The sequence below is a fragment of the Streptomyces sp. MspMP-M5 genome (genome assembly GCF_000373585.1).
In the GTDB taxonomy this organism is placed as follows: Bacteria; Actinomycetota; Actinomycetes; order Streptomycetales; family Streptomycetaceae; genus Streptomyces.
Map to the genome: position 1 here is coordinate 286,974 of NZ_KB891854.1, position 18,239 is coordinate 305,212.

The 18,239-nt window shown below is 76.4% G+C and carries 17 protein-coding genes; 6 read left to right on the plus strand and 11 right to left on the minus strand.

Going from position 1 to position 18,239, the window contains the following annotated elements; genetic code table 11:
- The 5 genes from B073_RS39080 to B073_RS0104460 all read right to left on the minus strand — a co-directional run.
- The coding region (locus tag B073_RS39080; protein ID WP_026247055.1) for an ATP-binding protein at positions 1-480 on the minus strand (480 nt) is incomplete at its 3' end.
- A gap of 157 nt (positions 481-637) precedes the next feature.
- A complete protein-coding gene (locus B073_RS0104445) occupies positions 638-2,761 on the minus strand; it encodes a xanthine dehydrogenase family protein molybdopterin-binding subunit (protein WP_018536886.1) in 2,124 nt (707 codons plus the stop codon).
- 32 nt (positions 2,762-2,793) lie between these two features.
- Entirely contained in the window at positions 2,794-3,789 is a 996-nt protein-coding gene (locus tag B073_RS0104450; RefSeq protein WP_018536887.1) for an FAD binding domain-containing protein, read from the minus strand.
- Entirely contained in the window at positions 3,786-4,400 is a 615-nt protein-coding gene (locus B073_RS0104455) for a 2Fe-2S iron-sulfur cluster-binding protein (protein ID WP_018536888.1), read from the minus strand. Before B073_RS0104455 ends, B073_RS0104450 begins: the two co-directional genes overlap by 4 nt.
- Positions 4,400-4,813: a hypothetical protein gene (locus tag B073_RS0104460; RefSeq protein WP_018536889.1), complete on the minus strand. Its 414-nt coding sequence runs from the start codon at positions 4,811-4,813 to the stop codon at positions 4,400-4,402. The genes B073_RS0104455 and B073_RS0104460 overlap by 1 nt, the downstream gene beginning before the upstream one ends.
- A 214-nt stretch (positions 4,814-5,027) precedes the next feature.
- On the opposite strand from B073_RS0104460, the gene B073_RS0104465 reads away from it, so the two are divergent.
- Positions 5,028-5,855 (plus strand): lipase family protein, encoded by an 828-nt coding sequence (locus B073_RS0104465; protein WP_018536890.1) that lies wholly within the window; start codon positions 5,028-5,030, stop codon positions 5,853-5,855.
- Here B073_RS0104465 and B073_RS39085 read toward each other — a convergent pair.
- Positions 5,818-6,480, minus strand: coding sequence for an isochorismatase family protein (locus B073_RS39085; protein ID WP_051093915.1), 663 nt, complete (start codon positions 6,478-6,480; stop codon positions 5,818-5,820). The two genes, B073_RS0104465 and B073_RS39085, sit on opposite strands and share 38 nt — an antisense overlap.
- Positions 6,481-6,684: 204 nt before the next feature.
- Here B073_RS39085 and B073_RS0104475 point away from each other — a divergent pair, with 204 nt between their 5' ends.
- The 3 genes from B073_RS0104475 to B073_RS0104485 all read left to right on the plus strand — a co-directional run bounded on the left by B073_RS0104475 (position 6,685) and on the right by B073_RS0104485 (position 9,646).
- Complete coding sequence (locus tag B073_RS0104475; protein ID WP_018536892.1) at positions 6,685-7,890, plus strand: serine hydrolase domain-containing protein; 1,206 nt, start codon at positions 6,685-6,687, stop codon at positions 7,888-7,890.
- A gap of 121 nt (positions 7,891-8,011) precedes the next feature.
- Positions 8,012-8,272, plus strand: coding sequence for a hypothetical protein (locus B073_RS0104480; protein ID WP_018536893.1), 261 nt, complete (start codon positions 8,012-8,014; stop codon positions 8,270-8,272).
- A gap of 291 nt (positions 8,273-8,563) precedes the next feature.
- Positions 8,564-9,646 carry a PP2C family protein-serine/threonine phosphatase gene (locus tag B073_RS0104485; protein ID WP_051093916.1) on the plus strand — a complete coding sequence of 361 codons (1,083 nt, stop codon included), beginning with the start codon at positions 8,564-8,566 and terminating at the stop codon, positions 9,644-9,646.
- On the opposite strand, the gene B073_RS0104490 is transcribed toward B073_RS0104485, so the two are convergent.
- The 4 genes from B073_RS0104490 to pcaH form a co-directional block, all read right to left on the minus strand.
- The gene (locus tag B073_RS0104490) at positions 9,622-10,815 is read right to left on the minus strand and encodes a 4-hydroxybenzoate 3-monooxygenase (RefSeq protein WP_018536895.1); all 1,194 of its coding nucleotides are present in this window, start codon (positions 10,813-10,815) and stop codon (positions 9,622-9,624) included. The genes B073_RS0104485 and B073_RS0104490 overlap by 25 nt on opposite strands.
- A complete protein-coding gene (gene pcaD / locus B073_RS39090) occupies positions 10,815-11,633 on the minus strand; it encodes a 3-oxoadipate enol-lactonase (RefSeq protein ID WP_018536896.1) in 819 nt (272 codons plus the stop codon). Before pcaD ends, B073_RS0104490 begins: the two co-directional genes overlap by 1 nt.
- Positions 11,634-12,000: 367 nt before the next feature.
- On the minus strand, positions 12,001-12,621 hold the full coding sequence (pcaG, locus tag B073_RS0104500; RefSeq protein ID WP_018536897.1) for a protocatechuate 3,4-dioxygenase subunit alpha: 621 nt from the start codon (positions 12,619-12,621) through the stop codon (positions 12,001-12,003).
- On the minus strand, positions 12,621-13,322 hold the full coding sequence (pcaH, locus tag B073_RS0104505) for a protocatechuate 3,4-dioxygenase subunit beta (RefSeq protein WP_018536898.1): 702 nt from the start codon (positions 13,320-13,322) through the stop codon (positions 12,621-12,623). The genes pcaG and pcaH overlap by 1 nt, the downstream gene beginning before the upstream one ends.
- Before the next feature lie 328 nt (positions 13,323-13,650).
- Here pcaH and B073_RS0104510 point away from each other — a divergent pair, with 328 nt between their 5' ends.
- On the plus strand, positions 13,651-15,321 hold the full coding sequence (locus B073_RS0104510; RefSeq protein WP_026247057.1) for an IclR family transcriptional regulator domain-containing protein: 1,671 nt from the start codon (positions 13,651-13,653) through the stop codon (positions 15,319-15,321).
- 120 nt (positions 15,322-15,441) lie between these two features.
- Here B073_RS0104510 and B073_RS0104515 read toward each other — a convergent pair whose 3' ends face one another.
- Positions 15,442-16,428 carry a YihY/virulence factor BrkB family protein gene (locus tag B073_RS0104515; RefSeq protein WP_018536900.1) on the minus strand — a complete coding sequence of 329 codons (987 nt, stop codon included), beginning with the start codon at positions 16,426-16,428 and terminating at the stop codon, positions 15,442-15,444.
- Positions 16,429-16,446: 18 nt separating this feature from the next.
- Here B073_RS0104515 and B073_RS0104520 point away from each other — a divergent pair, with 18 nt between their 5' ends.
- Positions 16,447-18,099 carry an acyl-CoA dehydrogenase family protein gene (locus B073_RS0104520; protein WP_037810855.1) on the plus strand — a complete coding sequence of 551 codons (1,653 nt, stop codon included), beginning with the start codon at positions 16,447-16,449 and terminating at the stop codon, positions 18,097-18,099.
- Positions 18,100-18,239 lie beyond the last annotated feature (140 nt).

The window sequence follows — 18,239 nt, forward strand, 5'->3', positions numbered from 1 at the left end:
CTCCTGGGGCGTGGGGAGGGGTTCCTGGGGGACGAGTGGGGGTGGCACCACGTCCGGGACGCTGCGCAGGGGCTCGGACGGGGCGGCCGGTGCGGTGCGGGCCGCTCCGACGCGGCGGGTGAACCAGACGACCTTGCCGTCGGGGGTGCCGCAGGTGCCCCAGCTGTCGTTGCGGGCGGCGATCCGGGCGAGTCCGCCGCCGGACGCGCTGTCGAGCCGCGGCAGCCGGGGGCCCTCGTCGGCGACCGAGGCGGTCAGGTGGCGGCCGGTCCGGCGGAGTTCGACCACACAGCGCGCGTCGGGGCCGATGTGGCGGTGGACGTTGGTCAGGAGTTCCGCCACCCCGTCGCACACGGCCGGGATCTGCGGTTCGAGGTTCCAATGGCGCAGGTGCGCGGCGACGATGCGCCGGATCTGGGGGACGCGCTGCGCCGAGACGTGCAGTTCGACCGTGTAGTGCCGGTCGCCGGGTGGTGTCATGTCGTGGCTCCTCACCGCGAGGCTCACGTCCTTCACCTCGTTGGACCAACGACCCCCGAACACGAAGAGTGAGCAACCGTCAGTATGGGTGGACTGCCATGCTGACCCGCGGGTTCCGGGCCCGCAACGCGGGAGGTCCGTTTGAGGGGGCTCCCTCTCAGGTGAGCGGCGCGGCCAGTGCGGCGAGGACCTTGTCCGGTGTCAGCGGCAGCGTGCGCAGCCGGGCGCCGGTGGCGTGCCACACCGCGTTGCCGATCGCGGCCGGGGTGCCGACGATGCCGATCTCGCCGATGCCCTTGCTGCCCATGGGGTTGAGGTGCGGGTCCTCCTCGTCGAGCCAGTACGCCTCGACTTCCCGCACGTCGGCGCAGGCCGGGACGTGGTACATGGCCAGGTCGGGGGCGGTGAAGTCGCCGAAGACCGGGTCCAGGGCGCTGTCCTCCATGAGCGCCATGCCCAGGCCCATGGTCATGCCGCCGACGAACTGGGAGCGCGCGGTGCGGGCGTTGAGGATCCGCCCGGCCGCGTACTGGCCGAGCAGACGGCGGACGCGTACCTCGCCGGTGCGGGTGTCGACCTGCACCTCGGCGAAGACCGCGCCGAAGGAGTGCCGGGCGTACGGGGAGGGCTCCTCGGCCTCCCGGCGGGTGTCCTCGGCGACCGTGATCCCCTCGGCGGGGAGCGGCCCGGCGTGGTCGCGGAGCCGGGCCCGCAGCGCGGTGCACGCCTTGTGGACGGCCCAGCCCCAGGAGCCGGTGCCGGCGGAGCCGCCGGCGAGCACGGCGGACGGCAGGTCGCTGTTGCCGATGTCGACCCGGACCCGGTCCTCGGGGGCGCCGAGCGCGGCGGCGGCGATCTGGGCCAGGACGGTGCGGGCGCCGGTGCCGATGTCGGTGGCGTTGACCCGGATCCGGTAGCCGCCGTCGGGGTCGGCGTGTGCCTCGGCGTCGGTGGCGGAGATCTGGACGGGGTAGGTGGCCGCGGCGACGCCGGTGCCCAGCAGCAGGTCGCCGTCGCGGCGCACGCCGGGGCGGGGGTCGCGGGACGCCCAGCCGAAGCGCTCGGCGCCGGCGCGGAGGCAGTCGGCGAGGTGGCGGCTGCTGAAGGGGCGGCCGGAGTCCGGTTCGGTGTCGGGGTCGTTGCGCAGCCGCAGTGCGACGGGGTCGAGGTCCAGGGCGGCGGCGAGTTCGTCGACGGCGGACTCCAGGGCGTACATCCCGGGGGCCTCGCCGGGGGCGCGCATCCAGGAGGGGGTGGGGACGTCGAGGGCGGCGACGCGGTGCACGCTGCGGCTGTGCGGCGAGGTGTACATCATGCGGGCCGGGATCGCGGCCTGTTCGACGAACTCGGTGACGGTGGAGGTGTGGGTGACGATCTCGTGGGCGAGGGCGGTGATCACGCCGTCGCGGCCGGCACCGATCCGCACCCGTTGGACGGTGGGTGCGCGGTGGCCGACGATGGCGGGCATCTGGCGGCGGGGCAGGGCCAGTTTGACGGGGCGACCGGTGTGCCGGGCGGCCATCGCGGCGAGCACGACGTGCGGGCGGGGCGTCCCTTTGGAGCCGAAGCCGCCGCCGACGTGCTCGGAGTGCACGGTGATCTCGTCGGTGCCGAGCTTGAAGAGGGCGGCCAGGTCCTCGCAGACGCGGGTGGAGCCCTGGCTGGAGTCGTGGACGGTGAGGTGGCCGTCCGTCCACTGGGCGGTGGCGGCGTGCGGCTCCATGGGGTGGTTGTGCAGCGGCGGCACGGTGTAGGTGACGTCGACGGTCGCCGGTGCGGCGGCGAACGCCGCGTCGAAGTCGCCGCGTTCGCGGGCCCCCGGGCCGCCGAAGACCTCCTCCGGCACGTACAGCCGGGGGTGGTCCGCGGTGAGGAGCACGTCGTGGTCCTCCTCGGCGTAGGTGACGCGGACGGCCTCGGCCGCGTCCCGGGCGGCCTCCAGGGTGTCGGCGACGGTGAGCGCGACGTACCAGCCGCGGTGCGGGACGCGGTCCTCCTGGAGCACGGCGAGGGTGGCGTCGTCGGTGGCGGCCAGGCGGGGCGCGTTCTCGTGGGTCAGGACGGCGACCGCCCCGGGCACGGCCAGCGCCGCGGTGGTGTCGACGGCGGTGATCCGGCCGCGGGCGACGGTGGCCGGCACCGGCCAGGCGTGGGCGCAGCCGGGCGGGGTGTGCTCGGCGGCGTAGCGGGCGGTGCCGGTGACCTTCTCGCGGCCCTCGCGGCGCACCAGGGGGGCGCCCAGCGGGTACGGCGGTGGGCTCGCCGGCGGGTGCTGGTTCATGGCGCGGGTCCTTGCGGTCGGGGGCGGGCGGGTCAGCCGTGGGCGGCGAGGCCGGCGAGGTCGGCGAGGACGCCGACGGCGAGGGCGTGCGCCAGCGGGACCTTGAAGCCGTTGTCGCGCAGCGGTGCGGCGGCGGCGAGTTCGGCGTCGGCGGCGCGGGCGAAGGTCGCCTCGGTGGCGGGCGCGCCGTGCAGCACGGCCTCGGCGGCGCGGGCCCGCCAGGGGCGGTGGGCGAGGCCGCCGAAGGCGAGGGCGGCGTACTCGACGAGGCCGTCGCGGACGGTGAGGACGGCGGCGACGGAGGCCAGCGCGAAGGCGAACGAGGCGCGGTCGCGGGCCTTGCGGTAGCGGGAGCGGGCGCCGGGGCGGGGCGGCGGCAGGTCGACGGCGGTGAGGAGTTCGCCGAGCCGGATCTCGGTGTCCCGTTCGGGGGTGTCGCCGGGCAGCCGGTGGAAGTCGGCGGCGGGGACGGTGCGTTCGCCCTCGGGGCCGTGCAGGCGCACGGTGGCGTCCAGGGCGGCGAGGGCGACTGCCATGTCGGAGGGCTGGGTGGCGACACAGTGCGCGGAGTGGCCGAGGACGGCGAGGTCGCGGTGGGTGCCCTCGCGGGCCGGGCAGCCGCTGCCGGGCTCGCGTTTGTTGCAGGGCTTGGCGGTGTCCTGGAAGTAGCCGCAGCGGGTGCGCTGGAGGAGGTTGCCGCCGGTGGTGGCGACGTTGCGGAGCTGTCCGGAGGCGCCGGCCAGCAGGGCCTGGGACAGCACGGGGTAGCGGTCGCGGACGGCGGGCGCCGCGGCGAGGTCGGCGCCTCGGACCATGGCCCCGATCCGCAGGCCGCCGTCCGGGAGTTCCTCGATGCGGTCCAGCGGGAGCCGGCCGACGTCGATCAGGGTGCGCGGGGACTCCACGCCGAGCTTCATCAGGTCGACGAGGTTGGTGCCGCCGGCGAGGAACTGGGCGCCGGGCTGGCCGGCCGCCGCGCGTACCGCCTCGTCGACGCTGCCGGCCCGCAGATATCCGAAGGGTCTCATCGGCCGCTCCCCTCCGCCCCGGCGGCCGCGGCGTCGGCGACCGCCGCGACGATCCCGGGGTAGGCGCCGCAGCGGCAGAGGTTGCCGCTCATCCGCTCGCGAATCTCGTCGGCGGTGAGCGGCACCGGTTTCCCGGACGGGGCGGTCTCCGGCGTGACGTGGGAGGGGAGGCCGGCGGCCGCCTCGGCCAGCACGCCGGCGGCCGAGCAGAGCTGGCCGGGGGTGCAGTAGCCGCACTGGAGGGCGTCGCGGTCCAGGAAGGCGGCCTGGAGGGGGTGCAGCCGGTCGCCGTCGGCGAGACCCTCGACGGTGGTGATCCGACGGCCGTCGAGGGTCACGGCCAGCAGCAGGCAGCTGTTGGCGCGCCGCCCGTCGACCAGCACGGTGCAGGCGCCGCACTGCCCGTGGTCGCAGCCCTTCTTGGCGCCGGTGAAGCCGAGGTGTTCGCGGAGCAGGTCCAGGAGGGTGGTGCGGTGGTCGAGGGCAAGGGTGTGCGGGGTGCCGTTGACGGTGAGGGCGAGCGCGGAGTGGCCGCCGTTGACCGGGCGGGGGCCGGCGCCGGGGCCCGGACCGGTGTCGGGGTCGTCCGGGAGGTCCTCCCCCGGTGCCATCAGGAGGCGCCCCTCGTGACGGGCCGCCGCAGCGTCTCCAGCCGCAGTTCGACCTCCTTCTCCTGGTCGCCGGCGGCCATGCCGAGGACGGTCACCGCGAAGGCCGATTTCAGGCCGGCGCACAGCTGGTCCACCGCCCAGTAGCCACCCTGGAGACTGACGACGACGGGGGCGGTCAGCGGCCGCGGCTCGGGCGTGCTGCCGCGCTCGCTCACGTCGACGGTGGAGGTCCACACCGTCGTGCCCGGCCCGGCCATCTCCTGGGGGACGTCGTCCGCGGCGCGGTCGGAGCGGAAGGCGGTGCGCAGGGCGCTGAAGACGGCGTGGGCGTCCGCCGTCCGGCAGCCCTCGACCTCCACCACGACCTCGGCCGATACGTGTTCCGGGGGTGACGCGTGTTCCGCGCTGTTCACTGTGGGCCCTTCCTGTGGGTGCCGGACGGGGGTTCCGGACGCTTCCAGGCTCGCCCTGCGCCCCGGTGTGTGCGACCCGAGGCTCGAACGAGTGGTTTAAACGGGCGCACCTGCTGGCCGCATCAGCACGGCGTTACTTTGTGTAGTCAGAGCGAGCGCTCCGTAGTCGCTCTGTGTTCCAGCCGTCCGCATCTCCCGACCCCCAGGAGCACCGTTGACCAGTTCCCTCGTCGACCAGCAGGCCACCGGCTACAGCCTCTGCCAGGCACTGTGCATGGTGCGCGCCGCCGAGCTGGCGTACCAGGACGAGCAGACCATCGAGGCGGCGGCCCGGAGGTGGGGGTTCGACCGGGTGCGCCACCACCACACCGCGTTCCGCCCGCCGTTCCCGCTCCAGGACACCCAGGCGTACACCCTCGGCGGGCAGCACATGATCATCACCGCGTTCCGCGGCACCGAGCCGGCCGAGGTGCGGGACTGGCTGTCCGACGCCACCACCCCGCCGTGGCCCGGCCCGGGCGGCCGGGGCGCCGTCCACCACGGCTTCGCCGAGGCGCTGGAGTCGGTCTGGCCCCAGCTCCTCACCACGCTCAAGGAGTTCCGGGACGACGACCAGGCGCTCTACTTCACCGGCCACAGCCTGGGCGGGGCGCTGGCGATGCTGGCCGGCGCCCGGCTCCACTTCGAGGACCCCCGGCTGACCGCCGACGGCGTCTATACCTTCGGCCAGCCCCGCACCTGCGACCCGACCCTGGCCCGGGAGTTCAACACCGCCTTCGCCGAGCGGATGTTCCGCTTCGTCAACAACAACGACATCGTCCCCCAGCTCCCCCCGGAGCCGGTCTTCCGCCATGTCTCCGCGCTGCGCTACATCGACTCCCGCGGCGCGGTGCACAACACCATGCCGCTGCTCGGCGGCCTGCTGGACCGCGGCCGGGGCCTCACCGCTGATCTGCTGGCCCCCGCCTCGGACGGCGTCCGGGACCACTTCATCACCGCGTACGTCAGCGCGCTGGAGAAGGCGGCGGCACCGCAGGACTGAGCCGGCGGCCGGAGGCGGCGGGGGCGGGAGGGAGGGACGGGGAAGGAGCGGCGAAGGGCACGGCGGCGGCGTGCGGGACGATCTCGACCTCGTCGCCGAGGGCCCACTCGGCGGCCCGGGAGGACATCGCGGCCGGCACCACACCGCTGATGCCGGGCGCGGCCGGGATGTCGTAGGTGGCGTGCGCGTCGTGCGGCAGGACGACGCGGTGGCCCAGCGCCAGCGCGGTCCGCGCGGTGGCGGCCACGCACATCTCGGAGAGCACCCCGCACACGGCCAGTTCGGTGGCGCCCGCACCGGTGAGCAGGGCACCGAGCGGGGTGCCGGCGAAGCCGTCGTCCTCGGTCTTGCGGACGACGTGCTCGCGCGGCCCGGACCCGACGGGGAGGTGGAGTTCCCAGCCGGGGGTGTGCGGGGCGTCGACGCTGCCGGGCGGGCCGTCGTTCTGGAGGTGGACGACGAGGGCCCCGGCCTCGCGGGCCCGGCCGAGCAGGTCGCGGGCGCGGTCCAGGACCCGTTCCGCGTCGGGTACCGCCTCCTTCCCCGCGACGAACGCGGTCTGCAGGTCGACGACGATCAGGGCGTGGACGGGGCGGATCGGCGGGACGGCCAGGGCAGCGGTCATGCCGACCATCATCGCGCCCCCGCGGCGCTGGTCCGGTCGGGCGGGACGCCTTCCGGCCGCACCCCGGCATGGTTGCCACGGGCATCGAACCGGGCGGATCATCCCTAGGTACTCCACGGCCCGCACGGGGGCCGTGTCCGCGCTCGCGGGCGGCAGTGGGGTACGGGCACACGTCCGCACCGCGACGACGCGAGGAGAGGCACCGTGGAAGCTGCCACCGTCAACGGCCGGTGCGCACCGGGTTTCGAGGGGGTGCGGGCGGCGTTCGAGGGGAACTTCCGCGCGGGCCGGGAGGTCGGGGCGGCGGTCGCCGTGATGCTGGACGGGGAGCCGGTGGTGGACCTGTGGGCGGGGCGGGCGGACGCGGACGGCGGCCGCCCGTGGGAGCGCGACACCCTGGTCAACGTCTACTCGACGACCAAGGGCATGACCGCGCTGTGCGCCCATCTCCTGGTGGACCGCGGCGAGTTGGACCTGGACGCGCCGGTCGCGCGGTACTGGCCGGAATTCGCCCGCGAGGGGAAGGAGGCCATACCGGTGCGCTGGCTGCTCTCCCACCGCGCCGGGCTCCCGGCGCCCCGGGAACCGCTGGCCGAGGGCCGCGCCTACGACTGGGAGTACGTCTGCGACGCCCTGGCGAACACCCCGCCCTGGTGGAAGCCGGGCACCGCGCAGGGCTACCACGCGACGACGTTCGGCTACCTGGTGGGCGAGGTGGTCCGGCGGATCACCGGGCAGTCGCTGGGCACGTTCCTGCGCCGCGAGATCACCGGACCGCTCGGCGCCGACCTCTTCGTCGGCACCCCGGCCGCGGAGCACCCGCGGTGCGCCGACATGGTGGGGCAGCTGAACGAGGAGCTGTTCGACGCGCGCTACCCGGACCTGCCCAACCCCCCGGTGCGCGGGATCGCGGAGCACCCGCTGGCCCCGGTCACGCTGGCGCTGCGCTACGTCCCGATCGGCGACGTCAACAGCGCCGCCTACCGCTCGGCCGAGATCCCGGCCGGCAACGGCCATGCCACGGCGCGCGGCCTGGCCGCCGTCTACGCGGCGCTGGCCGGCGGCCGGCTGGTCGGCCCCGCCACCCTGGAGGCGCTGCGCACCTCGCAGAGCCGACCGGACGAGCCGGACCTGACGCTCGGCGCGTTCGCCCCGGGCGGCCGCGGCGCGGCGTACCGCTGGGGGCTGGGCTACATGCTCAACGACCGGGGCCAGGCGGGCCCCAACCGGCGGGCGTTCGGGCACGGCGGCGCCGGCGGTTCGTACGCCTTCGCCGACCCGGAGAACGGGCTGGCGTACGCGTACACCATGAACCGCTTCGGGGGCGGGACCAGCGGCGAGGATCCGCGGAGCCGGGCGCTGGTGGCGGCGGTCTACACGGCGCTGGCGGAGGCCCGGGGCCGCTCCTGAGGGCCGGGTTCCGCGGGCCGCTCCCGGCCCCTTCCGGCGCGCCGGTGCGGCGCGATAATGGGTGGTGTGCGGCATGGATACGTCCGGCGCCGCCACGGCTGCGACGGCCCGGAGAGAGGGCGTGGTGACGATGGAGAGGGACACCGAGACGGTCCACGAGGCGTACGCGTTCGTCTGCCTGCACTGCGGTCACGGGTGGGAGGAGGAGTACGAGATCCGGCACATCACCGATCTCGCGGGCCGCCACCGCGCCGAGTACTTCACCCACGGCCGCCGGGTGCCCTCTCCGCTGACCCGCGCGGACTGTCCCGCCTGCGACCGCGGCCCGATCCGCATCCTGCGCCCCGGCCGGGTGAACACCACCCGGACGTACCTCCCGTAACCCCTCCGGTCCCCGGCGCCCGGCCCCGCCCCGCGCCGCTGCGATTCGGTAACGGCGGTACGGCCCCCGTCCAACAGTCCGGCAAATGTTGCATATGCTCAGGTCGGGGGCCCGAGGGCCGGTTTTGGACAGGCGAACGACCGGTGGTCGGCTCCTCGCGCCCGATCGCCTCCCAGGGACCGCCGGCCGGCCGGTCCCGGGCCGTCACAACGCCGGAGTGGACCTTTGACCGTGGAGAAGGGGGAGCAGCGCACCGGCTCCCGTGCGCTGGCGGCGCTTCCGTATCTGGTCATGGCCGCGGTCGGCGCGGTGGACCTCACCGCGGGCCCGGGGGTCGGCTTTCTGCCCCTGGTGTCGCTGGGGCCGGCGTTCGCCGGTCTGGTCGGCGGCTGGCGGCGGACCGCGCTGGTCGGGCTGACCGCGGCCGTGCTCTGCGTCGGGCTCGGCGTGCACAGCGGGCTGTTCGAGAGCCGGCGCGGGCTGACCGCGCTGCTGTCGGTGGCCGGGGTGACCGCGGCCGGTGTGGTGGCCGCGGTGATGCGGCAGCGCCGGGAGGCGGAGCTGGCCAGCGTCCGGTCGATCGCCGAGGTCGCCCAGCGGGTGCTGCTGCGGCCGGTGCCGCGCGGCGCCGGTCCGCTGCGGATCGCGGTGTCGTACACCTCGGCGGTGGCCGAGGCCCGGATCGGCGGTGATCTCTACGAGGTGGTGACCTCGCCCGCAGGGGTGCGGATCATCGTCGGGGACGTGCAGGGCAAGGGCCTGGAGGCGGTGGAGAGCGCGGCGGTGGTGCTCGGCGCGTTCCGGGAGGCGGCGCACGACGAGCCGGACCTGCCGGCGGTGGGCGCCCGGGTCGAGCGGGCGCTGAACCGCCATCTGTCCGGTGAGCGGTTTGTGACCGCGGTGCTCGCCGAGATCGGCGACGGGCCGAACGCGACGCTGCTGAACTTCGGCCACCCCTCCCCTCTCGTCGTCCGCCCCTCCGGCGAGGTCCGCTACGCCGCGCCGGCCGAACGCGCCCTGCCGCTGGGCCTGATGGACCACCGGCCGGACGCGCCGGTCCCCTACGAGGTGCCGTTCGCCCCCGGCGACCAGCTGCTCTTCTACACCGACGGGGTCACCGAGGCCCGGGACTCGGCCGGCTGGTTCTACCCGCTGGACGAGCGCGCCCACCTGCTGAAGGACCCCGATCCGGAGGCGGCGCTGCAGGCGGTCCGGGAGGACGTGGTCGACCATGCGGAGGGGCCGCTGCACGACGACGCGGCGATGCTGCTGGTGCGGTACCGCAGGGGGCGCCCGGCCCCGGAGCGGCCGGGCCCCGGGGCCGGTCAGGGCACCGGTCAGGACAGCGGTCAGGGCAGCGGCAGCCCGGTGTAGTTCTCGGCGAGTTCGGCGGCGGCGTGCCGGGAGCCGGCGATCCGGTCGAGCTGGGCGAGCTGGAGCCGGGTGTCGAACGGGCTCTGGTCCGGGGCGGTGTGCAGGGTCGTGGTCATGAAGTGCGAGAAGTGCTCGGCGCGCCAGACCCGGCGCAGGCAGGTGGCGGAGTAGGCGTCGAGCAGTTCGGCCGAGCCGGTGCGGTGCCACCGCGCCAGGGCGCGGGCCAGGACGGTGACGTCGGCGACGGCGAGGTTGAGGCCCTTGGCGCCGGTGGGCGGGACGATGTGGGCGGCGTCGCCGGCCAGCAGGATCCGGCCCCAGCGCATCGGCTCGGTGACCGAACTGCGCAGCGGGAGGACCGCCTTGGCGGTGAGCGGGCCGCGGGCCGGTTTCCAGGGGGCGGTGTCGACGGCGGCGCGGGCCTGGAGTTCGTCCCAGATCCGCGCGTCGGGCCAGTCCGCCGGGTCGGTGCCGTTGGGGACCTGGAGGTAGAGCCGGCTGACGGTGGGGGTGCGCATGCTGAGCAGGGCGAAGCCGCGCTCGGAGTGGGCGTAGACCAGCTCGTCGTGGGCGGGCGGGGCGTCGGCGAGGACACCGAGCCAGGAGTAGGGGTAGCCGCGGGTGTAGGTGCGGCGGGCGGACTTTGGGACCGCCTGCCGGGCCACACCGTGGAAGCCGTCGCAGCCGGCGACGTAGGCGCAGGTGAGGGTGTGTTCGCGGCCGCCGTGCACGTAGTGGATGCGGGGCCGGTCGGTGTTCGCGCCGGTCACCGCGAGCGCCCGGGCGCCGAACAGCAGCGGCGGTCCGTCGGCCAGCTGGAGCGCTATCAGGTCCTTGACGACCTCGGTCTGGGCGTAGACGGTCACCCGGCGGCCGCCGGTCAGCGCCGGGAAGTCCAGGCGGTGGGCGCGCCGGTCGTAGCGCAGCTCGATGCCGTCGTGGACCAGTCCCTCGCGGTCCAGCCGCTCCCCCGCCCCGCAGGCGCGCAGCACGTCGGTGGTGCCCTGTTCGAGGACGCCGGCGCGCTGCCGCTGCTCGACGTAGTCGCGGTCGCGGCTCTCCAGGACCACGCAGTCGATGCCGGCGCGGTGCAGCAGCCGGGCGAGCAGCAGTCCGGCGGGCCCGCCGCCGATGATGCCGACGGTCGTCTCGCGCGCTTCGGGGGGCATCAGAGGTCCGTTCCCGGGTCGGGGTGGGCGTGGAGGGGGGCGAGGTGGGCGAGGAGGGCGGCGAGGACCTCGGCGGGGTGTTCCACGCCGGCGAGGTGGGCGGCGCCGGAGAGTTCGACGAGGTGGGCGCCCGGGATGCCGTCGGCGAGTTCGCGGGCGTGCGCGGGCGGGGTGGCCGGGTCGGCGCGGCCGGCCACGACGAGGGTGGGGGCGCCGATCCGGTGCAGGGCGGTGCGCAGGTCGAAGGCGGCGAGGGCGTCGCAGCAGGCTGCGTACCCCTCGGCGGAGACGTCCGTGCGGAGCGCCTCGACGAGGGCGGTGGCCTCGGGGGTGGTGGCGAAGGCGGGGGTGAACCAGCGGCCGGCGGCGGTGTCGGCGACCGCGTCGGTGCCCTTGGCGCGGACCAGGGCGGCCCGTTCGCGCCAGCCGGCCGGCTCGCCGAACCACGCGGAGGAGCAGATCAGGGCGAGCGAGGCGATCCGGCCCGGGTGGTGCGCGGCGATCCAGGCGCCCACCGCGCCGCCCAGCGAGGCGCCGGCGTAGGCGAACCGGTCGAGGCCGTGGGCGTCGGCGAGGGCGAGGACCAGCCCGGCCAGTTCGGCGACGGTGGCGGACCGGGGGTCGGCCAGGACGTCGACGGGGGTGCCGCCGTGGCCCGGGAGGTCCCAGCGCAGGACGTGGAACCGGCGGGCCAGAGCCGGGAGTTGGGCGTCCCAGAGAGTGAGCGCGGTGCCCAGGGACGGGCCGAGGACGAGCGGCGGGGCGCCGGGCGGGCCGTCGGCGGTGTGGTGCAGTGCGGGGGCGGCGGGCGGCGTCATACGGGCTCCTGCGGGTCGTACCGGTCGTGCGGGTGGTGCGGATGAGGCGCGGGTTGATGTGGGTGGGGGCTGAGGTGCGGGGCGCGTGGGGCCGTGGGCAGGGTGCGGGCCGGGCGGCGGGCGGTCCCGGGCGCGGGGCACCGGCAGCGGCGCTCCGGCGACGGACGGCCGGACGGGCGGTGCCCCGTGGACCCCGCCGCGGCCGGTCAGGGCGGTGAGGGCCGCGGCGAGGCTGCCCCGGACTCCGCCCGGGGCCCCCAAAGGGGCGACCGGATCCCCGGCCGTACCGAGGTTGTACCGCATCGGCGCCGCCCGCCCCGGCAGGCCCGCGGTCGGGCCGGCGACGGGGCGGGCCGGCGCCGGTGGTTCAGCCGAAGGCAAGGAACACCGTCTCCTCGGCGGAGCCGTCCGCCGGCTGCTGGAGCCGCACGTCGAAGCGGTAGCGGCGCGGGCCGTCGGGGCGGGCCAGCAGGGTGCGGGCGCGTTCCTCGGGCAGCCCCGCCAGCAGCGGGTCGGCGGCGTGCGCCGCGGTGTGCTCGGGGAAGTAGATCCGGGTGAAGAGGTGGTGCAGCAGGCCGCGGGCGTGCACGCAGACCGCGAGGTACGGCGCGGCGTCCGGGCTTCCCGCGGGGGCCGAGGGCAGCAGCGTGTGCACCGCGTACCGCCCGTCGGCGTCGGTGGGTACCCGGCCGAAGCCGGTGAACACGGCGCCGCGGCCCAGGGCGTCGCCGGTGGCCCGGTCGCGGCGCAGCGAGCCGGGCGCGCCGGTCGGGCCGCCGTCCGGTCCGGCCTGCCAGAACTCCAGCAGCGCGTCCGGCACCGGCGCGCCCGCCCCGTCGCGCACCCGGCCGTGCACGGTGACGGTGCCGGGGTGCCCCTCGGGCGCGATCCGGCCGCCGCCGGGGTGCGGGAGGGCGTGGCCGAAGAAGGGGCCGATGGTCTGGGCGGGCGTCGGGGCGAGCGGCCCGGCGCCGGTGGAGTCCGGCATCAGCGGGCCTCCTCGGTCCGGGTGGCGGACGGGCCGTCGAGGACCACGTCCCAGCGGTAGGCGAGCGGCCCCGCGGGGAGCGACAGCGCGTGGTCGTAGGTGGCGACCAGGCGGTGGCGGTCGGCGGGGTCGGGGACCGACGCGAGGATCTCGTCGTACGGCAGCAGCGGGTCGCCGGGGAAGTACATCTGGGTGACCAGCCGCTGGGTGAAGGCGGTGCCGAAGAACGAGAAGTGGATGTGGGCCGGGCGCCAGGTGCGCTCGCCGGGCACCGGGTAGGCGCCGGGCCTGATGGTGGTGAAGGCGTAGCGGCCGTGGTCGTCGGTGAGGCAGCGGCCGACGCCGGTGAAGTTCGGGTCCGCCGGCGCCGGGTTGCGGTCCTGCCGGTGGGCGTACCGGCCGGCGGCGTTGGCCTGCCAGATCTCGACGAGCTGGCCGCGGACCGGGCGGCTGGCCCGGTCCCGCACCCGGCCGGTGACGGTGATCCGCTCGCCGAGCGGCGCGCCGGGGTGCTGCCGCGTGAGGTCGGCGTCCAGGTCGCCGACGTCGGAGGCGCCGAAGACCGGTCCGGTCAGCTCCACGGCCTCCGGGTCGGTGCCGTGGGCGAAGGGGAGGCGGGGGCGCCGGGGGTGGCGCTCCGGCGCGCCGCGGTACGGCGCGGGGGCCGGGGACGGTGGGGCGGAGGAGGCCGGTGCGGTCATGGTGTCCTTTCCCTGGGGTGGACGGGTACGGACCGGGCGGCGACACCGCTGCTGCCGGGACGCGGTCCAGCGTGCCGACGTTTTCCCCGGCGGTCACCGGGGCGCGCCGGGCGGCGGCCGCGGCGTCCCGCCGAACACCCGTCAGGACCCGGCCGGACACGGTGCACCGGCTGCCCTGACGGGTCAATTCCCTTCTGGGCCAACGTCGTTCGCCCAGTGAACTGGAGTTCACCTCGTGCGCTGCCCCGAGTCTGGCCCCGGCCCCGGGCCGTGTCAACGGTGCGCCCGATACGGTTCCGGACTGCCCCGGACCACCTAGGAGAGCCCCTTGCCGCCGTCCGCCCGCCCCGCCCCGTCCGACCCGACGCCACCGCCGGAGGCGGTGACGCCGCTGCTGCGCGCGCTGGCCGTGCTGCGCGCGCTGACGGCCGCCGGCGGCCGGGCGGCGGTGAGCGATCTGGTGCGGGCCACCGGTCTGCCGCGCGCCACCGCGGACCGGGTCCTGAGCACCCTCGCCGCCCTGGGCCACGTCCGCGCCGAGGGCCGCGAGGCGGTGCTCGCGCCCGGCCTGCTGGAACTGGGCAACGCCTATCTCGCCGCCACCGGCCTGCCGGACCGGCTCGGTCCGCTCGCCGACCGCCTGGCCGACGTCCTCGACGAGTCGGTGTCGCTGGCCGTCCCGGACGGCGACGGGGTGCGCTTCGTCCACCAGGCGACCCGGCGCCGCGCCATGTCGCTGGCGTTCCGCATCGGCGATCTGCTGCCGGCCGAACGGGGCGCGCCGGGCGCGCTGTTCGCGGCGGACTGGGGTCCGGCGGAGTGGCGCCGCTGGCGGGCGCGCCGGGCCGCCGACCCGGCCGACGCGGGCTTCCCCGCCGTACCGGCCCGGTCCGCCGGCGAGGCCGCGCCGGCCGGGGCCCGCCGGCTCGCGGCGGACTTCGCGGCGCGGGTGGCCGCGGCCCGGGCCGCCGGCTGGGCCCCGGACGACCAGCTCATCGAACCGGGCCTGATCGCGGTGGCGGTGCCGGTCCGGGACCCGGCCGGCGGCCCGGCCTGCGCGGTGAGCGTGGTCAGCCACACCAGCCGGCACACCGCCGCCGGGCTGCCGGAGGCGGTCCTCCCTCGGCTGCGCGAGACCGTCGCCGCCATGGAGGCCGCCCTGGCCGCGCCGAGCGCCGCATCGGCCGCCGCGGAGCCGGAAGCCGGCCACCGGGCCGCGGCGCGGCGCGCCGCCAAGCGGCAACTGGGGCCCGGATTCGTGGAGTCCGTCGCCCGGGGGCTGGCCGTCCTCACCGCGTTCGGCGCCGGCCGGTCCGCGCTGACGCTGTCCGCCGTCGCCGAGGCCACCGGGCTCCCCCGCGCCACCGCCCGGCGCGCCCTGATCACCCTGGAGCACCTCGGCTACACCGCCGCCACCGGGGGCCGCCACCGGCTCACCCCGCAGGTGCTGGAGCTCGGTTTCGCGCAGCTCTCCGGGCTCACCCTGCCCGACCTGGCCCGGCCGCATCTGGCCGCGCTGGCCGAACGGGTCGGCGAGTCGGCCTCGTTGGCGGTGCCGGCCGACGAGGCCGACGGCGTCGGCCGGGCCGTCCGGTACGTCCGGTACATCGCCGCGGTGCCCGCCGCCCGCATCATGAGCGTCACCGTCAGCCCGGGCGGGCGCGCCCCGGCGCAGGCCACCGCGCCCGGCCGGGTGCTGCTGGCCGCCCTGCCGCCCGCCGCGGGCCCGGCCGGGCCGCCGGCCCTGCTGGACCGGGTCCGCGCCGACGGCCACGCCCTGGTGGACGACGAACTGGAGCCGGGGGTGCGCTCTGTGGCCGTGCCGGTGCGCGACCGCGCCGGGCGGGCGGTGGCCGCGGTCACGGTGTCCGCCCATGCGGCGGGCCGGGCGCCGGCGGCCGCCCGCGCCGCGGTGCTGCCCGCGCTGCGCGAGACCGCCGCCGCCGTGGAGGCGGAGCTGCGGGTGGCCGGGCGCTATCTGCCGGTTCCGGTGCCGTGAGCCGGGCGCCGGGCGTGCATCGGACGCTGCGCTGAGTGGCGGGCGGCCCGCGCGCCACGGGCACTGCCGGGTAGCCGGTGGCGTGAACCGGGCCTCCCGTGAATCGCGTGCTGCCGTACGTCAGTTGTCGTCGCCGTCGGCTGCCGCGCGGCGCCGTTCGCTCTCCGCGCGGGCGGCGGCGGTGGCGACCGAGGGCCACACCCGGTCCAACGCGGCGTTCATGGCGGCGCCGACCAGGACGGCGAACGCGGAGACGCCGATCCACAACAGGACCGCGATCGGGGCCGCCAGGGAGCCGTAGACGGTGGGTCCCTCGACGGCCGAGGTCAGGTAGAGCCGGAGCAGGAAGCTGCCCAGGACCCACATCGCCAGCGCGACCACGGCCCCGGGGATGTCCTCGCGCCAGGGCGAACGGACCGGCACCGACACGTGGTAGAGGGTGGTGAGGAAGGCGATGGACAGGACCAGCACCACCGGCCAGTACAGGATGCGGACGATGTCCTCGCCACCGGGGAGCCAGCCGACGACGACGTCGGGTCCGGCGACCATCAGCGGCAGGGCGACGGCGCCGGCCGCGAGCGCGGCGAGGTAGAGCACGAAGGACAGCAGCCGGGTCCGGACGATACCGCGGCGGCCGTCGAGCCCGTACATGATCGTGATGGTGTCCACGAAGACGTTCAGCGCGCGGGAGCCGGACCACAGGGCGATGGCGAAGCCCAGGGAGATGACGTCGGGGCGGCGGCCGGTGAAGACGTCGGTCAGCAGGGGGCGGGCGACCTCGTCGACGCCGCGGTGGGAGAGCACGGTGCCGGCGGCGCGCAGCAGATGGAGGCGGAAGTTCTCCAGGGTGGTGTGGCCGATCCACCCCTCGGTGTAGCCGAGGACGCCGAGCAGGCCCAGGATCAGCGGCGGCAGGGAGAGCAGGCACCAGAACGCCGCCTCGGCGGCCAGGCCGGTGACGCGGTAGCGCATGCAGCTGCCGACGATGTCCTTGAGCAGCAGCCACACCAGCCGCCGCTTGGAGACGTTGCGGTAGAGGGCCCGGGCGCGGGTGAAGGGGCCCCGGGGCGGCTCGTGCGGTTCGGTCGGTTCGTTCGGCGGCTGCACCTCCTTACCGTATCGGGCATGGCACCTATCACACCTAGTACGCATACCGTGACGAACCAGCCGCCGCCGCTGACCGGATACGACGTCTTCGCCGCCGACCCGGCGCTCACCGAGGGGGTGGCCCGGTACGTCGCCGGGGAGCATCTGGGCGCGGCGCGCGAGGAGCTGGGCCGGCTGGGGCAGGCGGCCGGTTCGGCCCAGGCGCAGCGCTGGGGCGAGCAGGCCAACGCGTATCCGCCGGTGCTGCGCACCCACGACCGCTACGGGCACCGCATCGACGAGGTGGAGTTCCACCCGGCCTGGCACCGGCTGCTCGGGCACGCCGTCACGGCCGGGCTGACCGATGCCTGGGGGCGTCCGCACGGGCATGTCCGGCGCACCGCGGGCTTCCTGGTGTGGACGCAGGTGGAGGCGGGGCACGGCTGCCCGCTGTCGATGACGCACGCGGCGGTGCCGGCGCTGCGCGCCGAGCCGGAGCTGGCGGCGGTGTGGGAGCCGCTGCTGACGTCACGGGTGTACGAGGCCGAACTGCGGCCGGCCGCGCGGAAGACGGGCGCGCTGGCGGGGATGGCGATGACGGAGAAGCAGGGCGGCAGCGACGTCCGGGCGAACACCACCCGCGCCGAACCGCTGGCGGCGGCCGGGGAGTACGCCCTGACCGGCCACAAGTGGTTCTGCTCGGCGCCGATGTCGGACGCGTTCCTGGTGCTGGCCCAGGCCCCGGGCGGGCTGACCTGCTTCCTGCTACCGCGGGTGCTGCCGGACGGCACCCGCAACGCGTTCCGGCTCCAGCGGCTGAAGGACAAGCTCGGCAACCGCTCGAACGCCTCCGCGGAGGTGGAGTTCGACGGGCGCACCTGGGCACGCCGGGTCGGCGAGGAGGGGCGCGGGGTGGCGACGATCCTGGAGATGGTCGCGGCGACCCGGCTGGACTGCGTCACCGCGTCGGCGGCGGTGATGCGGCAGGCGGTGGCACAGGCGCTGCACCACACCGCGCACCGGAAGGCGTTCGGACGCCGGCTGGCCGAACAGCCGCTGATGCGCAATGTGCTGGCCGATCTGGCGGTGGAGTCGGAGGCGGCGACCACCCTGGCGCTGCGGCTGGCGGCGGCCTACGACGGCGGCACCGCGCGGGACCGGGCCTTCCTGCGGCTGGCGGTGCCGGCGGCCAAGTACTGGGTGACCAAGCGGTGCACGCCGCTGGTGGCGGAGGCCCTGGAGTGCCTGGGCGGCAACGGCTATGTGGAGGAGTCGGGGCTGCCGCGGCTGCTGCGCGAGGCGCCGCTGAACTCGATCTGGGAGGGCGCGGGCAACGTCCAGGCGCTCGACGTGCTGCGGGCGCTGCGGCGCGAACCCGCGGCACTGGACGCGTATCTGTCCGAGATCGGCGCCGCCCGGGGCGCCGACCACCGGCTGGACCGGGCGATCCGGGGGCTGTTGACCGAACTCGCCGACCTGGAGGGCATCGAGGCCCGGGCCCGGCGGCTGACCGAGCGGCTGGCGCTGGTGCTCCAGGGCGCACTGCTGGTGCGGTACGCGCCGCCGGAGGTGGCCGACGTGTTCTGCGCCGCCCGGCTCGGCGGCGACGCGGGGGCGGCGTTCGGCACGCTGCCGCACACGCTGGACCTGGCGGCGGTGGTGGAGCGGGCGCGGCCGGTGGTGGCCGAATAGCGGATGCCACCGGGCTCGCCCGCCCGGCCTCGGGTGGCGCGGCGGCGGTTCCGCGTCCCTAGCGGTGCCGCGGCCAGGCGGCTCCGGGCAGGGGACGTGACAGGGGAAGAACCGCCGCCGCGCCGGGCGGGGAGCGGTGC

What these genes read in the sequence shown, in the direction of transcription:
- B073_RS0104445 (WP_018536886.1), bottom strand. Translation starts at nt 2,761, where the DNA reads ATGAACCAGCACCCGCCGGCGAGCCCACCGCCGTACCCGCTGGGCGCC.
- pcaH (WP_018536898.1), bottom strand. Translation starts at nt 13,322, where the DNA reads ATGACCGCACCGGCCTCCTCCGCCCCACCGTCCCCGGCCCCCGCGCCG.
- B073_RS0104450 (WP_018536887.1), bottom strand. Translation starts at nt 3,789, where the DNA reads ATGAGACCCTTCGGATATCTGCGGGCCGGCAGCGTCGACGAGGCGGTA.
- pcaG (WP_018536897.1), bottom strand. Translation starts at nt 12,621, where the DNA reads ATGCCGGACTCCACCGGCGCCGGGCCGCTCGCCCCGACGCCCGCCCAG.
- B073_RS0104455 (WP_018536888.1), bottom strand. Translation starts at nt 4,400, where the DNA reads ATGGCACCGGGGGAGGACCTCCCGGACGACCCCGACACCGGTCCGGGC.
- B073_RS0104485 (WP_051093916.1), top strand. Translation starts at nt 8,564, where the DNA reads ATGGCCGCGGTCGGCGCGGTGGACCTCACCGCGGGCCCGGGGGTCGGC.
- B073_RS0104520 (WP_037810855.1), top strand. Translation starts at nt 16,447, where the DNA reads ATGGCACCTATCACACCTAGTACGCATACCGTGACGAACCAGCCGCCG.
- pcaD (WP_018536896.1), bottom strand. Translation starts at nt 11,633, where the DNA reads ATGACGCCGCCCGCCGCCCCCGCACTGCACCACACCGCCGACGGCCCG.
- B073_RS0104490 (WP_018536895.1), bottom strand. Translation starts at nt 10,815, where the DNA reads ATGCCCCCCGAAGCGCGCGAGACGACCGTCGGCATCATCGGCGGCGGG.
- B073_RS39085 (WP_051093915.1), bottom strand. Translation starts at nt 6,480, where the DNA reads ATGACCGCTGCCCTGGCCGTCCCGCCGATCCGCCCCGTCCACGCCCTG.